At 36.2% G+C, this 17,046-nt stretch carries 15 protein-coding genes and 1 pseudogene; 3 read left to right on the top strand and 13 right to left on the bottom strand.

Annotated elements, in window-relative coordinates; genetic code table 11:
* Nucleotides 1-10: 10 nt before the first annotated feature.
* The 4 genes from I583_RS04765 to I583_RS04750 all read right to left on the bottom strand — a co-directional run bounded on the left by I583_RS04765 (nt 11) and on the right by I583_RS04750 (nt 3,318).
* Nucleotides 11-697, bottom strand: coding sequence for a response regulator transcription factor (locus I583_RS04765; RefSeq protein WP_010763438.1), 687 nt, complete (start codon nt 695-697; stop codon nt 11-13).
* Nucleotides 698-845: 148 nt separating this feature from the next.
* A complete protein-coding gene (gene gndA / locus I583_RS04760; RefSeq protein ID WP_010763437.1) occupies nt 846-2,267 on the bottom strand; it encodes an NADP-dependent phosphogluconate dehydrogenase in 1,422 nt (473 codons plus the stop codon).
* A gap of 245 nt (nt 2,268-2,512) precedes the next feature.
* Entirely contained in the window at nt 2,513-2,692 is a 180-nt protein-coding gene (gene rpmF, locus I583_RS04755) for a 50S ribosomal protein L32 (RefSeq protein WP_010763436.1), read from the bottom strand.
* Nucleotides 2,693-2,748: 56 nt separating this feature from the next.
* Entirely contained in the window at nt 2,749-3,318 is a 570-nt protein-coding gene (locus I583_RS04750; RefSeq protein WP_010763435.1) for a YceD family protein, read from the bottom strand.
* Nucleotides 3,319-3,476: 158 nt separating this feature from the next.
* On the opposite strand from I583_RS04750, the gene I583_RS04745 reads away from it, so the two are divergent.
* A complete protein-coding gene (locus tag I583_RS04745; protein WP_010763434.1) occupies nt 3,477-4,256 on the top strand; it encodes an ABC transporter ATP-binding protein in 780 nt (259 codons plus the stop codon).
* A 67-nt stretch (nt 4,257-4,323) separates the two neighbouring features.
* Here the strand turns inward: I583_RS04745 and recQ are convergent, their stop codons facing one another.
* From recQ to I583_RS04720, 5 genes are all read right to left on the bottom strand, one after another.
* Nucleotides 4,324-6,111: a DNA helicase RecQ gene (recQ, locus tag I583_RS04740; protein WP_010763433.1), complete on the bottom strand. Its 1,788-nt coding sequence runs from the start codon at nt 6,109-6,111 to the stop codon at nt 4,324-4,326.
* A 274-nt stretch (nt 6,112-6,385) separates the two neighbouring features.
* A complete protein-coding gene (gene typA / locus I583_RS04735; protein ID WP_010763432.1) occupies nt 6,386-8,212 on the bottom strand; it encodes a translational GTPase TypA in 1,827 nt (608 codons plus the stop codon).
* A gap of 246 nt (nt 8,213-8,458) precedes the next feature.
* Entirely contained in the window at nt 8,459-9,232 is a 774-nt protein-coding gene (locus tag I583_RS04730; protein WP_010763431.1) for an inositol monophosphatase family protein, read from the bottom strand.
* A 1-nt stretch (nt 9,233) separates the two neighbouring features.
* Nucleotides 9,234-9,512, bottom strand: a complete 279-nt coding sequence (locus tag I583_RS04725; protein WP_010763430.1) for a UPF0223 family protein — start codon at nt 9,510-9,512, stop codon at nt 9,234-9,236.
* A 55-nt stretch (nt 9,513-9,567) separates the two neighbouring features.
* Nucleotides 9,568-10,836, bottom strand: a complete 1,269-nt coding sequence (locus I583_RS04720; protein ID WP_010763429.1) for a voltage-gated chloride channel family protein — start codon at nt 10,834-10,836, stop codon at nt 9,568-9,570.
* 319 nt (nt 10,837-11,155) lie between these two features.
* Between I583_RS04720 and I583_RS04715 the strand changes: the two are divergent.
* Nucleotides 11,156-12,522 (top strand): annotated as a pseudogene (locus I583_RS04715) (MATE family efflux transporter).
* A gap of 52 nt (nt 12,523-12,574) precedes the next feature.
* Here I583_RS04715 and I583_RS04710 read toward each other — a convergent pair.
* The 3 genes from I583_RS04710 to I583_RS04700 all read right to left on the bottom strand — a co-directional run bounded on the left by I583_RS04710 (nt 12,575) and on the right by I583_RS04700 (nt 14,678).
* Complete coding sequence (locus I583_RS04710; RefSeq protein WP_010763427.1) at nt 12,575-13,078, bottom strand: HD domain-containing protein; 504 nt, start codon at nt 13,076-13,078, stop codon at nt 12,575-12,577.
* A 189-nt stretch (nt 13,079-13,267) separates the two neighbouring features.
* A complete protein-coding gene (locus tag I583_RS16290) occupies nt 13,268-13,456 on the bottom strand; it encodes a hypothetical protein (protein ID WP_051094839.1) in 189 nt (62 codons plus the stop codon).
* Between the two features lie 256 nt (nt 13,457-13,712).
* Entirely contained in the window at nt 13,713-14,678 is a 966-nt protein-coding gene (locus tag I583_RS04700; RefSeq protein ID WP_010763426.1) for an aromatic acid exporter family protein, read from the bottom strand.
* Nucleotides 14,679-14,794: 116 nt separating this feature from the next.
* On the opposite strand from I583_RS04700, the gene I583_RS04695 reads away from it, so the two are divergent.
* A complete protein-coding gene (locus tag I583_RS04695; protein WP_010763425.1) occupies nt 14,795-15,394 on the top strand; it encodes an FUSC family protein in 600 nt (199 codons plus the stop codon).
* 159 nt (nt 15,395-15,553) lie between these two features.
* On the opposite strand, the gene I583_RS04690 is transcribed toward I583_RS04695, so the two are convergent.
* Nucleotides 15,554-17,026 (bottom strand): flotillin family protein, encoded by a 1,473-nt coding sequence (locus I583_RS04690; RefSeq protein WP_010763424.1) that lies wholly within the window; start codon nt 17,024-17,026, stop codon nt 15,554-15,556.
* Nucleotides 17,027-17,046: the final 20 nt, after the last annotated feature.

Genomic DNA, 17,046 nt, shown 5'->3' with positions numbered 1-17,046 from the left:
TTTATTGATTTCACGAGCGCATCACATATCCTGTTCCACGAACAGTTTGAATGTAGCTTTCCTCGCCAGGAACATCAATTTTATTACGTAGATAACGGATATAAACATCAACAACATTTGTTTCGACTTCTGTCTCATAACCCCAAACTTTATTTAATAGTACATCACGGGCTAATACAACATTTACATTTTCCATTAAAGTCAATAATAATTCGTATTCACGTTTCGTTAATTCGATCATTTCAGAATTACGGCGAACAACACGATTTTCTTTTTCAATCGTTAAATCACGATAGGTAATCGTTGTTTGTTTTGCAACGTTTTTGTCACCTTCGATATCAATTCGGCGAAGTAATGCACGTAAGCGCGCTAGCAATTCTTCTATAGCAAATGGTTTTACAATGTAATCATCCGCTCCATGATCTAAACCAGATACACGATCGATCACTGAATCTCTCGCTGTCATCATGATAATTGGTGTATTTTTCACTTGGCGTACACGTCGACAAACTTCAAGCCCGTTCAATTCAGGCAACATCAAATCTAAAAGGATAGCATCCCAATCATTATTTAAAGCCGCTTCTAAACCAGTACGTCCATTGTAGTGAACCTCCGCAGTGTAACCCTCATGTTTAAGCTCCAATTCTACAAAACGCGCTAAGTTCTTTTCATCTTCAATAATAAGAATATTACTCATTGGTTATTTGTCCTTTCTCTTTAAAAGCTATCTTAAAGCCTACCCATTATACCCACTTTTACCCCAAAAAGCTAGTAACAACCTATTTCACTCATTCAGCAAGGAGAAAACCATGAGAAATCATTGAATCCCATGGCTTTCCAACTTATTATTGTTCGTTATACCAACTATAGTGGTAAGTACCTTCTTTATCAACTCGTTGATACGTATGAGCACCAAAGTAATCTCTTTGCGCTTGAATCAGATTTGCTGGTAAGCGTTCTGAGCGATATGAGTCATAATAAGCAATAGCTGAAGCAAATGTTGGAACTGGAACTCCTGCCTGAACAGCGATCGATACAACATCACGAACAGATTGTTGATATTTTTTTGTAATATCAATAAAGTACTCATCCAATAGTAAGTTTTCGATTGTTGGATTTTTATCATATGCATCTGTAATTTTTTGTAAGAACTGCGCACGGATGATACAACCTGCACGCCAGATTTTAGCGATCTCACCAAATGGTAAGTCCCACTCATAATCTTCTGAAGCAACACGTAATTGAGCAAATCCTTGTGCGTAACTCATGATTTTACTGAAGTAAAGAGCTTCGCGAATTTTTTCAATCAATTCTTTTTTATCCCCTTGATAAGCAGGTGCTTCAGGTTTAGCTAGGACTTTACTTGCCTTCACACGTTCATCTTTATAAGCAGAAATAAAACGAGCAAAAACAGATTCAGTAATCAACGGTAGCGGAACACCTAAGTCCAAAGCGCTTTGGCTTGTCCATTTGCCTGTTCCTTTATTACCAGCAGCATCCATGATTACATCAACAATTGGTTTTCCTGTTCCTTCATCATCTTTACGAGTTAAAATATCTGCTGTGATTTCTACAAGATAACTATCTAATTCTCCTTGATTCCATTCTTTGAAAATATCTGCCATCTCATCTACAGATACATCAAGGATATTTTTCATTAAATCATATGACTCAGCAATCAATTGCATATCGCCATATTCGATTCCGTTATGGACCATTTTAACATAATGACCTGCTCCGTTTGGACCAATATAGGTCACACATGGTTCACCATCTTCTGCTTTAGCTGAAATCTTTTCTAAAATTGGAGCAACTAATTCATAAGCTTCTTTTTGACCACCCGGCATGATTGAAGGGCCTTTTAATGCACCTTCTTCCCCACCTGAAACACCAGTACCGATAAAGTTGATTCCTGAGTTTGCTAACTCTTCATTTCTACGGATCGTATCTTTGAAGAATGTATTCCCACCGTCAATCAAAATATCTCCTTTATCTAAATGAGGCAATAATTCTTGAATTGTCGCATCTGTAGCAAAACCCGCTTGAACCATCAACATGATACGACGTGGTTTTTCAATAGAGTCTACAAACTCTTCAATTGTGTAAGTCGCTTTAAAATTCTTATCTGGATGTTCTTCAACCACATCCGTTGTTTTTGAACCTGTACGATTGAATAGAGCAACTGAATATCCTCTACTTTCGATGTTTAAGGCCAAATTTTTTCCCATTACGGCCATTCCGACTACGCCAAATTGTTGTTTTGTCATCTTGTATCCTCCCACTGTCTTTGAAAAGAAATTCATTAGAATTTTCTTATAATCTACATTATTATAACGTAGAATGCTTGATATGAAAACAAAATAGTTCGATTAATTTGATTTATTCTTGTTTATTTTTTAGAATTTGGACAATACAAGAGAATTGTCGCTCAAATTCGTTACTTTTAACCAAAATAAATCCCCTAGGCTCCATGGTTAGCCTAGGGGATTTTAACATTTTCAAAAAAATGTTTTTATGCTTCTTTAGAGATTACGTCTTTTCCATCGTAATGACCACATGCTGGACATACGTGATGGCTTTTTCTCATTTCACCACAGTTTGAACATGCATTCAAACCTTTGATAGTTAATTTGTAATGAGTACGGCGTTTGCCCTTTTTAGCTTTTGAAGTTCTTCTAGCTGGTACTGCCATTGGTGTTCCACCTCCTTGTAAAGATGTGTGCATAAAATGCACGATATATTCCAATCCTACTGCTTATCGTCCTCATCAGATGTTTCACTGAATAATTCGGATAATTTAGCAAGACGAGGATCCATTGTTTGTTGTGCTTCTTCTTGTCTTTTCTGTACATAATCTTCTTCTGACAGAACTTCCCAGTCATTGCCTTTTGGCATATCTTGACTTACTTGCTCTTCTTCTGATAATACTTGAATTGGAATAGACAAAAGAATGTTATCTTCGACTGATTCATCTAAATCAATCGTTGGTTTTTCCAACAAAATGATTTCTTCATCCGCCAAACGTTCATCTCTTTGCTGATACTGTTCAGGGGTCATAAATACCTCATCAACATTAATGGCAAGTGTAAGAGGAACAGGTGTTAAAGAACGTGAAGATGGAACTGTTACAATAACATCGATTTTATAGTGCAGCAAGTACTCTTCTTTTCCTACAGCTAATATCCCGGTTGCTTTGACAGGACTAACATCTAAGATCAGATTATCTCGTTTCATCAAGGACGCCTTTAAATCAAGTGTCTCTGAAAATTCACACGGTTTGTCTTTGTATTTGTTTAGTTCTAGTAAAGACCATTTCATATTCATCACCTCATAACGCAACAAAAGCAATTATACAAGGGTTTGAAAGCTTTGTCAATGAAATTTTCTTGACAGTATTTTCTTCTTTCAATTTTTTTCAATTACAACTATTCTATTCTTGATTCTTAGTGGTAAAATAAAGCAAAGGAGGAGTTAGTATGAAAGCTTTTGAATTTAAAAACGTCTCATTTATTCGGGATAAAAAGACATTGTTAAATAACGTAAGTTGGTCGGCTGAAACGGGTGAAAATTGGGCTATCCTTGGATTGAACGGCGCTGGCAAAACATTGCTCTTACAATTGATCTGCGGATATTTATGGCCAACAAAAGGACACTTAGTAGTTTTGGATCAAGTGTTTGGTCAGGCCTCAATACCCGATCTGCAGAGGCGAATAGGGTGGGTTAGTACGGCATTGCAGTATCGGATGAAAAATTGGGAAACAGCTGAAAAAATTGTTTTATCTGGCAAATTTGCTAGTATTGGTATTTATCAGCACTATACTGTTGACGAGCTAGAGCAAGCAAAAGCTATTTTACGAAATGCTGGTGGTGAATCGCTTATCGGAAAAAAATATGAAGTTTTATCTCAGGGAGAACGTCAATTGGTTTTGATTTCTAGAGCCTTAATGACCAACCCTGAATTACTGATTCTAGATGAACCTTGTAACGGCTTAGATTTATTCGCTAGAGAAAAGCTCTTATCACAAATCAAGCAAATTGCTGAACAAGAAAGTCATCCTACCCTCCTTTATGTTACCCATCATACTGAGGAAATTCTACCGTGTTTTAATCATTTGATGTTGTTGAAAGACGGCGAAATTTTTGCCAAAGGGACACGATCAGAACTATTTAATGAAGAAAAATTCGCAGATTTTTACGCTGAACCGATCCAAATTATTCCATTAAAAGATGAACGTTTTGCCGTTTATCCTAACTAATAGAAACTGATACTAAAAAAAGTTAGAGTCCTGCTCTAACTTTTTTTAGTCAATCCTGTCTAAATGCCTACTGAGAACTAACGTCTTTTTCTTCTGTCTGTTTAAATACTTCGATTGCTGCCAAAAATTTTTCCCCGTATTTATCCAGTTTATTCTGACCTACACCTTTTACTTGCAATAATTGAATTGAGTTTTTAGGGAGTTTCTCACACATTTCTTTTAATGTACTGTCTGAGAAAATGAGATATGGCGGCACGCCTGCTTCTTGCGCTAAATCCATCCGTAATTCTCTTAATGTTTCAAAAAGGCCATCATTCACAACAACTTTGCGCACACGTTGATCTTCTTTTCTAAATACTGTCTGTTGGCCTAACAAGACTTGAACTCCTGTCGGTGAAACTGATAATAAAGGATATTGACCGTCTGACGGATTTAAATATCTTTCGGCTGTTAGATAATCAATCAATTGATTCACTTCTTTTTGCGTTCGATCCTTCATTAAACCATATGTAGGTAAACGATTAAAATGCCATTGGTCGATTTTTTGATCTTTAGAACCAGTTAGCACTTTTCCAACTAACCCCTTACCAAATTTTTCACCCATTCGTTTCACGCAAGAAAGAACTTTTTGAACATCCACTGTGATATCTACTAATTCCCGTTCATCTAAACAATTGGAGCAGCGACCACAGTCAGATCCTTTCTCTCCAAAATAGCGCAATATAAATTTTTGTAGACACATTTGAGCATTTGCGTATTGAGACATTTCTCTTAATTTCATGTACTCCTTTTGTTTATAATCAATCGTCATTTCTGATTGATCAATAAAGAATTGCTGAATTTGAAGATCTTGCGGTGCATAAAGTAAAACGGCATCACTTGGGAGTCCATCACGTCCGGCACGTCCAGCCTCTTGATAATAAGACTCGATATTTCCAGGGATCTGCGCATGAATCACAAAACGAACATTACTCTTATTGATCCCCATACCAAACGCATTCGTCGCAACCATCACTTGGATTTTATCAAATAAAAACTCTTCTTGATTATGATTGCGCTCCTTTTCATTCATGCCGCCATGATACATACCTACAGCTATTTTTTTACTTTGAAGCAAATGATAGATCCGTTCAACTTCTTTACGGGTACTTGCATAAACAATACCTGATTGTCCTTGATTCAACTTTAAATACTCTAAAAGAAAAACATCTCGATTTTGATCTTTAACGACTTGAAAAGATAGATTCTCACGAGCAAAACCTGTCTGTACCTGATTATCTTTTGGGATGTGTAACTGTTTAAGGATATCTTCAGCTACTTGCGGTGTTGCAGTCGCCGTAAGCGCAATGACTGAAGGTTGCTGCTGGAACTGTTCAATAATTTCGGCTAAACGTAAATAACTTGGACGAAAATCGTGCCCCCATTGAGAGATACAATGCGCTTCATCTACTGCTAATAGATCGATTGGGACATGTAGAAGTAATTGTTGGAAATCAAATGATTCCAACCTTTCAGGTGCTATATACAAAAGCTTAACCTCACGATTAACAGCCATCTGAACTCGTCTATTCATTTCCTGCTGTGAAATTGTACTATTGATGAACGTTGCAGGGATCCCCATCATATTTAAGGCATCAACCTGATCTTTCATTAAAGAAATCAAAGGTGAGATCACTAGAGTCAGATTTTCTAAGACAAGCGCTGGTAGCTGGTAACAAATAGACTTACCGCCACCTGTTGGCATAATACCTAAAACATTTTCTTTATGTAAAACATGATTGATGATGTCTTCTTGTCCTTGACGAAATTCGTCGTATCCAAATTTTTCTTTTAGCAAGTCTTTGATGTCAATCATGAAATTCTCTCCGTTCTTTGTATCTGGTTGTTATTTTAGCATGCACTATAAGGCAATTCAAGGAAGGATTTTCTCGCACGTGAAACAATTCCGTCTTTGTGAAACATAGTATAGTTTTTAATAAAATTCAAACCCTCTATTTATCAAGGTTTCTAAAATAAGATACGCATTTTTTAGGATTATTTACTAGCAGTTATCCACAAAAAATAGGACAAAACTTATTAAGTTCTGCCCTATCTTTCTAAACTTGATTATATAATCTTAGTTTACTTGGTTATTTTTTCTTTTTACTTGCTTTTTCACGTTCGTTTTTGTTAAGAATCTGTTTTCTCAAACGAATACTTTCTGGTGTTACTTCACAATATTCATCTTCATTCAAGAATTCTAATGACTCTTCTAATGTAAGGATTTTTGCTTTTTTGATTACAGATGTTTGGTCTTTATTAGCAGAACGAACGTTAGTCATTTGTTTTGCTCTTGTGATGTTTACAGTCAAGTCATTATCACGATTGTTTTCACCGATGATCATTCCTTCGTATACATCAGTTGTAGGTTCTACAAAGACTGTTCCTCGTTCTTCAATGCTCATAATACTGTAAGTCGTTGCTTTACCAGTATCAATTGAAACCAACGCACCTTGATGACGTCCACCAATTGTTCCTTGAATCATTGGTAGATATTGGTCAAATGTATGATGCATGATACCATATCCGCGAGTCATTGATAGAAACTCAGTTGTGTACCCAATCAAACCACGAGCTGGTGCTAAGAAAATCAAACGAATCTGACCATTACCAGTGTGGATCATATCTTGCATCTCACCTTTACGTAGGCTTAATGATTCGATAACACTACCCATGTATTCTTCAGGAGTATCAATTTGAACACGTTCAAAAGGTTCGCATTTCACACCTTCAATTTCACGTTCGATAACTTCAGGACGCGATACTTGCAATTCATATCCTTCACGACGCATATTTTCAATCAAAATTGATAAATGTAATTCACCACGACCAGATACCGTCCATGAATCCGGACCAATTGGCTCTACGCGTAATGATACATCTGTTTGTAGTTCTGCCATTAATCGCTCTTCAATTTTACGTGAAGTAACGTATTTACCTTCACGACCAGCAAATGGAGAGTTATTAACTAAGAATGTCATTTGTAAAGTTGGTTCGTCAATATGGAGAATTGGCAATGCTTCTTGGGTTGAAACGTCAGCAACTGTTTCACCAACGAAGATATCTTCCATACCAGAAACGGCAATTAAATCGCCTGCTTTCGCTTCATTGATTTCAACACGTTGAAGTCCAAAGAAACCAAAGATTTTAGTAACACGGAAATTCTTCACGCTACCATCTAATTTCATTAAGGCAACTTGGTCGCCCACTTTCATTGTTCCACGGAACACACGGCCGATACCAATACGTCCAACATAATCGTTATAGTCTAATAATGATACTTGGAATTGTAATGGTTCATCTGAATTATCGATTGGCGCTGGCACATGTTCAATGATTTGATCAAAGATTGGAGCCATTGTTGGTTCTTGATCTTCTGGTTTGTCAGAATCACTTGAAGTTCCATTTAAAGCTGATGCATAAATAACTGGGAAGTCCAATTGTTCATCATCCGCACCTAATTCGATAAATAATTCTAATACTTCATCTACAACGTGTTCTGGACGCGCTGAAGGTTTATCAATTTTATTTACAACAACGATTGGTGTTACTTTTTGTTCCAATGCTTTTTTCAATACGAAACGAGTTTGAGGCATTGTTCCTTCATAAGCATCAACAACTAAAACTACACCGTCAACCATTTTCATGATACGCTCTACTTCACCACCGAAATCCGCGTGTCCAGGTGTATCTAAAATGTTGATGCGAGTGCCTTTGTAATCAACTGCTGTATTTTTAGCTAAAATCGTGATCCCACGTTCGCTTTCAATCGCATTCGAATCCATTGCACGTTCTTGTAATTGTGTGTGTCCATCTAAAGTATCTGATTGTTTTAAAAGTTCATCTACTAATGTTGTTTTACCGTGATCGACGTGGGCGATGATTGCCACGTTTCTAATATCTTCTCTGTATTTCAATGTAATTGCTCCTTATCCTTTTGCCTTACGTCACTTGTTCATTAAATCCGACTTTTTATTATACCAAATTTTTTTCATGAAATATAGTCTAAAGCTTTCAAAAGTTGTGAAAACTTCATATTTTATTGCCTTTTTTTGAAAAATAACATATTTTCAGAAAAAAAGCAACGTTTTCTTTCAAGATAGCACTGCTTATCTTGAAATTTTATTGGTTTTTCTTTCGTGTACGCCAAAAACACACTCTCTCTATTTCTGAAGAAAATTCCCCTGAATTTCTACATAAGCTGTAGGCGTTGCTGCTAAAAAATATTCCCTTCCAGCAAATGCTAATGGTTTTCCTTCTATATTAGAGTACTTAAATCCAAACTCATCCAGCAAAACCAAGCCAGCCGCATAATCCCACGGACTAAGATTGGAAACATAGCCAATATGATTTCCTTTAAGCATAGCAATCAGTTCCACGCCTGCACATCCACTGACCCTAATGCCCATACTTGCGTGTCCCATTTCTCCGGCAGAATGAATATTTTTACCATACATATAGGCATTCATGCCTAATAACCCTTCTGATAAAGAAGTATCTTTTGGCTGCGGTAATTTTTGCTCATTAAGAAAGACGCCATAATTTTTACCGCCCCAATATAATTCATCTTTCATCACATCATAAATGAACCCTAATTGCCCAATACCATCTTCAAAAACAGCAATCATAATACAAAAATTTTCCTGCTCCATCACGAAATTCATCGTGCCATCGATCGGGTCGATAATCCAAACTCGACCTGCTAGAGAATCAATGGTATTAAACTCTTTTTCTTCAGCTAAAATTCGATCATTAGGATAGCGTTGCTTTATTTTTTTAATAAGAAATGATTGCGTTTCTTCATCAATATTTGTTACTAAATCAGTTCTGCCCGATTTTTGAGAAACTTTAAGTTCATTGGTTAGGCTAACACGGATGTAACCTGCTGCTTCTTTTAACCATTCTTTGATTTCAATGATCATTTTTTCTTTTGTCATTTTAATCAGCTCCTAGTTTCAATCTGCCTGACTCTTGTTTTTTTGCTTGTTGGAGTGTTCGATATAAAGAATAACCAGATGCTTTTTGAAATTCATTTCCTAAACGCTTTTCTTCACCTATGCTTTTAACCACCGTTTTAAATTCCTTATAAGTAGCCAAAAAAGCTTTGGTATTTATTCCGGTTTCATTCGCTTGTTCTACTGCTGACCATAAGTTTGTCACAATCACCATTTCGTTTGTTGTCCAGTCTAAATCTAATGGATATTGATAGTCTTTCATGCTTTCACCTCATTCTCTAGTTTATCATAGCCTAAGAATATTTTTCTATAATACGCTAATTTCGCTTCTTATTTTGCCAGTTGGTGATGAGGGGTAAGAATAAGACACCTTTTTCTACTTCTACTTTTTGAGCTGAATAAATTCCAGCATTACCTGAGCACATATAACTGATTAAACAAATCATAAAGAAAAATACAGCAGCTTCACTTCCAAAAAGCTCGATTCCCATGATAAAACAAGCAATTGGTGTATTGGTCGCGCCAGAAAAAACACCAATAAAACCTAATCCAGCTAAAAATGGAATTGATAGATGAAGTATCATAGCTAGAGTGCTCCCTAAGGTTGCGCCGATTTCGAATAAAGGTGTCACTTCTCCGCCTTGATAACCTGCGCCTAATGACAGTACAGTAAAAAACAGCTTTCCAATAAAATCAAACCAGTAATTTTCTCCATTAAACGCATCTTTTAGCAAGGGTAAACTTAATCCAAGATAACGTTGCGTCTGTAAAATAAAAACAGCAGCTACTACAAAGATTCCGCCAAAAAAATTTCGTAACACAACGTTTTCAAACCAGTTTGCATACACTTTTTTAAGCAAGGCAATTGAACGACTAAACAGCCATCCGACTAAACCAAAACAAATCCCTGCGATCATTAATTTGGCAAACAACAGCAATGACCACTCAGGTATCGTCCCCACACTATAATGTATATGGCTTACGCCGAAAGCTTCCGTAACAAAATTTGCAAAAAAAGCGGCAAAAAAACTAGGGAATAGTCCATCTGATCTTAAACGTCCGATCACTAAGACTTCTAAGCCGAAAATTGTTCCTGCCAAAGGAGTCCCAAAAACAGAACTAAAACCAGCGCTGATTCCACTAATTATAACAATTTCTCGCTCAACTTTATCGAGTCTAAAAGCTCGTCCAACTGCATTTGCTACTGTCCCGCCCATTTGTACGGCTGTCCCTTCACGACCAACAGAACCACCAAATAAATGAGTTGTAATCGTGCCAAATAAAGTCAGTGGAATAAGTCGTAATGGAATATTTTCTTGTTCACCGTTGGCTTGATCGATCACCAAGTTATTCCCTCTGATAGCATTGCCACCATATTTTTTATATAGGAAAGCAAAAGCCGCTCCGCTAAATGGTAGGATAAATAAAAGCCAGGGATTATCTAGCCTAATTTGCGTTACTACATCTAGACTTTTCAAAAAAAAGGCAGACAATGTGCCCATTATTAAACCGATCAACGAAGCGATGCTTATCCATTTAACCATATAAATGCTAATTTTTGTCAGCCTATTTATTTCACTTTTCACGTAGTCACCTCCTGGATAATAAATCAACTATTCTATGATACCACTTCTTAAATCTCTACTGATCAATTATAGCAATTTTTTTGAAAGAAACGAGAAATAATTCAATTCTACATTATTTTATAGCCAAAAACACTCATTTAGACTAAAAATAAATTTGGTTTGATAAAGCACTTGCAAAAGCCAAATATTGTGCTACTATAAGTAGGAAATTTTCAATAATTTTACTATATACATTACATCAAATTTGACCGTTATTTTCGTTAGAATTGTAGAGGAAATCTTCCGCGGATTGTCCTCTCGTAATGAAAGGATGTTTTCATTGAAAGAATTAACACATGGAAATCCCGCGAAATTGATTTTTTTTTTACGATTCCATTATTGATTGGTAACATTTTCCAACAGTTCTATAATATGGCTGATATGATCATCGTTGGACAAACGCTAGGAAAAGACGCTTTGGCAGCAGTTGGTTCGACTGGAAGTATTACATTTTTGATCATTGGTTTCGCTCAAGGGTTGACAGCAGGCCTTTCTATCATAACCTCACAACGGTTCGGTGGACAAGATTACCGTGGGGTGAAAAAGAGCTTTGCCACAGGAATCATCATCAGTGGAATCGTAACGATCATTTTGACTGTGTTGAGTTTGATTTTTGTTCGACCTATGTTGCTACTTATGCAAACACCTCCAGAAATTATTGAAGATGCGCAAATCTTTATCTCCATTATTTTTGTCGGAATCTTTGCTGCTATGGCATTTAATTTATTATCTAATGTGATTCGAGCTTTAGGTGATAGTCGAACGCCGCTTTTATTTTTGATCATTGCTAGTATCATCAATGTTGTGTTAGATCTAATTTTGATTCTTAATTTTCATATGGGCGTTGCGGGAGCTGGTATTGCCACGGTTACGGCTCAAATCATATCTAGTGTCTTATGTGTAATCTATATTCGCTGGAAAATTCCTAATCTTCAATTACGGAAAAAAGATTTTTACATTGATAAACGTGAATTTCGCACGCATCTAAATATCGCTTTACCAATGGCTTTTCAATCATCAATCATTGCAATAGGCGCAATTATTTTACAAGCTGCCCTAAATAGTCTAGGAACCGACGTTGTGGCTGCTCAAGCTGCTTCGGGCAAACTCGAACAATTTGCGACGCAACCGATGATGTCATTTGGTATCGCAATGGCCACCTTTACGGCCCAAAATTATGGCGCAAAAAAATATAAACGAATTTTACAAGGGGTTAATCAATGCCTTGTGATGAGTATTGGGTTTAGCATTTTAGCTGGTGGAATCGTAATTCTCTTTGGTCAAAATTTAATGACCCTTTTCGTCAGCGTAAAAGAAACAGAAGTACTCAACCTTTCTCAGATTTACTTTAATGTCAATGGCAGTATGTATTGGTTATTGGCAATCTTGTTTATTATTCGTTATACATTGCAAGGACTTGGACAAAGTGTGATTCCCACAATAGCTGGAATTATGGAGTTGATCATGCGTTCATTTGCCGCGATTATTTTAACTGCTTCTTTAGGATTCGTCGGCGCTGCTTTAGCATCGCCACTTGCATGGGCGGGGTCCGTGATTGTGTTGCTTGCTTCTTATTTCAAGGCAATCAAGCGGTTGAAGAAATTAGAGCACGAACAAACAATTATGAAACAACAGCTTTCCGATTAAAATAAATACAAAAAAATCGACCGATTCTCAAAAAGAAAATCGATCGATTTTTTTATACAGATTGTTTACTTGGGAAATATTGACGCCATTTCGCTTTCACCGAATTCGTCATCGGCTCAGATGCTTCTTTGACAGCACAATATTTATCGACCATCGTAACAATGTAGCTTTCTTTGTATTTTGGTGGTGCAATCGTTGCACCCCACATATGTTTGATAATAATATCACGTTCTAAATCTGAAAGTTCAGTTAGTTTCTCCGCATTTTTTACTGCAATTCTTGGATGCATATAAGCATGAGATCCTTCATCGAACTTAGTTGTACGCCAATCGTAATAGAACAAATCATGTAAAAGTCCAGCACGAGCTGTTGCTCTAGCATCACCGTTCCATTTTTTAGCTAGTTTATAACTATAATAAGAAACGCTGATTGAATGATCTAAACGAGTTGAGTGAACATGCTGCGTATAGTTGCCTAAACGCTGTACTTCTTCAGTTTCTAACAAATCTTCTACATAAGACATATATTCTTGATCTTCACGCCATTTTTCAGTCATTAATCCTGGTTCCACCTTTTTAGAGACTTAAGTTTCTATTTTTAGATTGATTTAATAAAAAGTCTTTTTAACTTGAAGAAAGTATAGCATCTTGGTTTTACAAATACTAGGATTTTTGAATTCCGTAACTAAACTTTAATATTTCCTTTATAAATCTGTTGGTTTATGCTTTTTGATTCATTTGTTTTCTTAGTTTATCTTGTGCTTCTTTCGCCCATGGATGAATAACTGCTGACTAGAATTTAGTAAGTAATCAAGATAAACTAATGAAGTTTTTTCTATAGACGTGTCTAAAGCTAACAATAACTCACTCAAATAGGGTAGTTCAGCGAGCTGATCCCACTTGATTTTATCAGCCAAAAAGACGATCATATCCATCTGAGTAAATTCTCTTTTAACTGTTGTATGGTATTCTATAGCAGACAAAATTGATGCTAAATATTTCTTGTACCATATACTTGGAAAGTTTTTGATGAATAATCATTGGCAGTTTTCGTTTCTCACAAAACACATCGATTCAGCAACCTCAATGAAATGACAAGCAACTGGTTGATATCTTTCACCTAAATATAAGCAAATATCATTAGACAAATCATCTGTATGTTCTAATTAGACAAGTTGACTTTGATTCATCTTATTTTCTTCCTTCATTCTGTTGTTTTGCAAACTCCGCTTTAATTTCTATAAATGATTGAAATACCTGTAAAAATTGAAAAAGCTGGGCACGATTCTCAAATTCTTCTCTAGTTTTTGGTAATTCTTTTTTGCGATACGCTTCATAAACTTGAGCGATTCTATCCAAGATATCTTGTCCATCATTATTTTCAGCAAAAGTTTCAGCTGTATATTGCAGTAATTCTTGGATGTTTCCAACTTGTTCTGGTTCAACTGTAATGTTTTCCAAAATTCGTAGCATGTCTTTCAAACTGTTACTTTGCAAACGACGCATTGTAAAGTATTCGATATAATAGTGATTTGAAGCTATCAGCTGATTTTCTGCATGGTTTTTCGCCCAATTTTCTCCTGTTCGGATGAAAGATTTTAAGTCATTACATTTTTCAAACAAGTTTCTTTCCTTATTGTGCTCGTTTAGATAGGCTGCCATATTATTCAATATTTTACGAAACATCGTTTCAATAACTTCTTGGTCTTCTTTCAAACGCTTTTCTGTATCAGGCATATATAAATTCATGAGTAACGCAAACCCAACACCAATGGTCATCAGTAAGAATTCGTTACCAATAATTGACCAAGATAAGTCTTGTTCGACTAAGTACTGGGTTACTAAAACCGAACTTACTACAATACCATCTGAAAGCTTGAAGTAAACAGCTCCAGGTATAAATAAAAGTAAGAAAATACCAAATGCCCAGGGGTTGAATCCTAGAATAGAAAAGCAAAAATACGCAATTACTGTCGCCAAAGCTAGAGAAAGTAATCGATAGAGCCCTGTTAATAAAGAAGTTTTCTTCGTATTTGTGACACTCAATACAGAAATGATTCCTGCTGAAGCTGGATACAATAACCCTAAGCTTCCTGCCACAATCATCGATAAGGTTGCACTCACTGCAGTTTTGACTGTTCGTAATCCTATTTTCATTTGACAGCTCCTCACAAAATGATTAATCTTTTGTTTTAATACTAGTAATTTTACCTCTATTTCGGTTATCATTAAATAGAAAATTGATTAAATGTTGATTATAGGAGAGAAAGCTCATGGAAGTCGGTCCTTTTCGCTTAGGTTTACGCACATTAAAAACGGCTTTAGCTGTTATGATATGTATTATTTTATTTAAAGTATTTGATCGGGGAGCACCGATGATTGCAGCTCTTGCTGCGGTTTTTTCATTGCGACAAGATCTAACAACTAGCCTTACTTTTGGAAAATCAAGGATTCTTGGTAATACTTTAGGTGGCGGCCTAGCGATTATTTATTTTCTAGTCAAGGATCTGTTTTCTAATGATTTTTTAGTGGAATTATTTTTCCTCCCTTTTTTAGTAATTGTCGTTATTGTTATTTCTGACGGGATGAACAATAACTCAGGAATCATCTCTGCCATTGCAACTTTGTTACTGATTTCGCTTAGTATTCCTCAAGGTGAATCCTTTTATTTTGCTTTAGCAAGAGTAATCGATACGTTTATTGGCACATTTATCGGGATCGGACTGAACTTCTTTTTTAAACCTAAACCAATTGAAGAAGAACATGAAATCGATGAAGATTTAGCTGAACTCGCGAAGAAAGAAAAAGAATTAGAAATACTCAAACAAAAAATTATTTTAAAAAAACAAGAATCTGATGATTCTAAAGAATAAAAACATACTAAAAATAGAGGATAAACTTACTGACGAATGAGTTTATCCTCCATTTAACTAATCGTAGGTACAGACTGGAAATAAAATCGACAGCAGTTAGTAATATTACGTCAAAAAAGAACACCGAACAGAATTTTCTGCTTGATGTTCTTTTTTTAACTATTGTTCTTCTTTCTCATCACCATAGAAATTCACATTACTGTTCGTTCCTTTTTTAGAGAAGTTTTCAATCAATTCTTTGACATCTAATCCCGTTGTTTCTTTTAACGTTTCTTGTGTTCCTGCTAACAAATTCGTAGCATAATTGGTGATTCGGTTAGCGCCAGCATTTTCTCCGCCGCCTCCTGTATCAACAACCGAGATTTTATCGATATTGCTAAGTGGTTGGGCCGCTTCTTTCATTAATTGTGGCAACATTTCCATTACCATGCTTAAGACAGCAGCTTCGCCGTATTCCTTAAATGCATCCGCAATTTTTTGTTTTGCTTCGGCTTCAGCAGCACCACGAGCTAAAATAGATTCAGCTTCGGCTTGTCCAGCCAAACGTGTTTGATTTGCTTCCGCTTCCGCTAATGATTCAACACGGAAACGCTCCGCTTCCGCTTCCGCTACCTCACGTGCTTTTTGTGCTAATGCTTCTTGCTCTTTCGCATAACGATCTGCATCGGCTTTTTTCTTCACTTCTGAATCGTATTGTTTCTCACGACGAACGATTTCTTTTTCTTCTAACTCGATTTGTTTTTGACGCTCGATGACTTTAACTTCCATCTCTTGGGCAATAACTTCTTGTTGTGCCTTGGCTGTTTCCAAATTGTAGGCTTGGTCAGCTTTGGCTTTAGCAATATCTTGCGCTTCTTTATATGTTGCAAGCTTTAATTCTTTTTCTTTAGATGCTTCTGCGATTTCAGTTTGACGTTGTAATTCGGCTTGTTGTGATTCTTTTTCAGCTTCAGCTTTTTTGATACGTGTTTCTTTCCAAGCTTCGGCTTCCGCGATATCTGCATCACGCTTTACTTGAGCGATTCTTGGTTTCCCTAAAGAATCTAAGTAGCCATTTTTGTCGCGAACTTCTTTGATGGTAAACGATACAATGATCAGACCCATTTTTGCTAAATCCACACTGGCAACTTCTTGCACACTTTGGCTGAATTTATCACGATTTTGATAGATTTCTTCCACCGTCATCGAACCTAAAATAGAACGTAAATGACCTTCTAATACTTCACGTGCTTCATTTTCAAGTTCTTCACGTGTTTTTCCTAAAAATTGCTCTGCGGCTGTAGCGATTTCTTCAACAGAAGAACCGATTTTAATAATCGATGTTCCATCACACATTACAGGAACCCCTTGTTCTGTGTAAACTTCTGGAGTCGACACATCTAACTTACTTGATAATAAACTAATTCTATTTGATCGTTGGAATACCGGCAGAACAAAAGCCCCTCCACCACGTACTATTTTTATTTTATTACCGCTTTCATCTGCATGAACATTTTTATTTCCTAAATAACTCCCACTAATAATCAACGCTTCATCTGGTTTTGCTGTTTGATATTTTGAAATAAAAACGATCAATAACATCAGTAAAATAAACACAACCAGAACAATTGGTCCTAAAATCCCTAATTCCATTTTCTTCTACCCCTTCTGTT

It is taken from the genome of Enterococcus haemoperoxidus ATCC BAA-382, assembly GCF_000407165.1.
Lineage (GTDB): Bacteria > Bacillota > Bacilli > Lactobacillales > Enterococcaceae > Enterococcus_L > Enterococcus_L haemoperoxidus.
The sequence above is the reverse complement of the archived record's forward strand: the minus strand, read 5'-3'. Positions and strand labels throughout refer to the sequence as shown.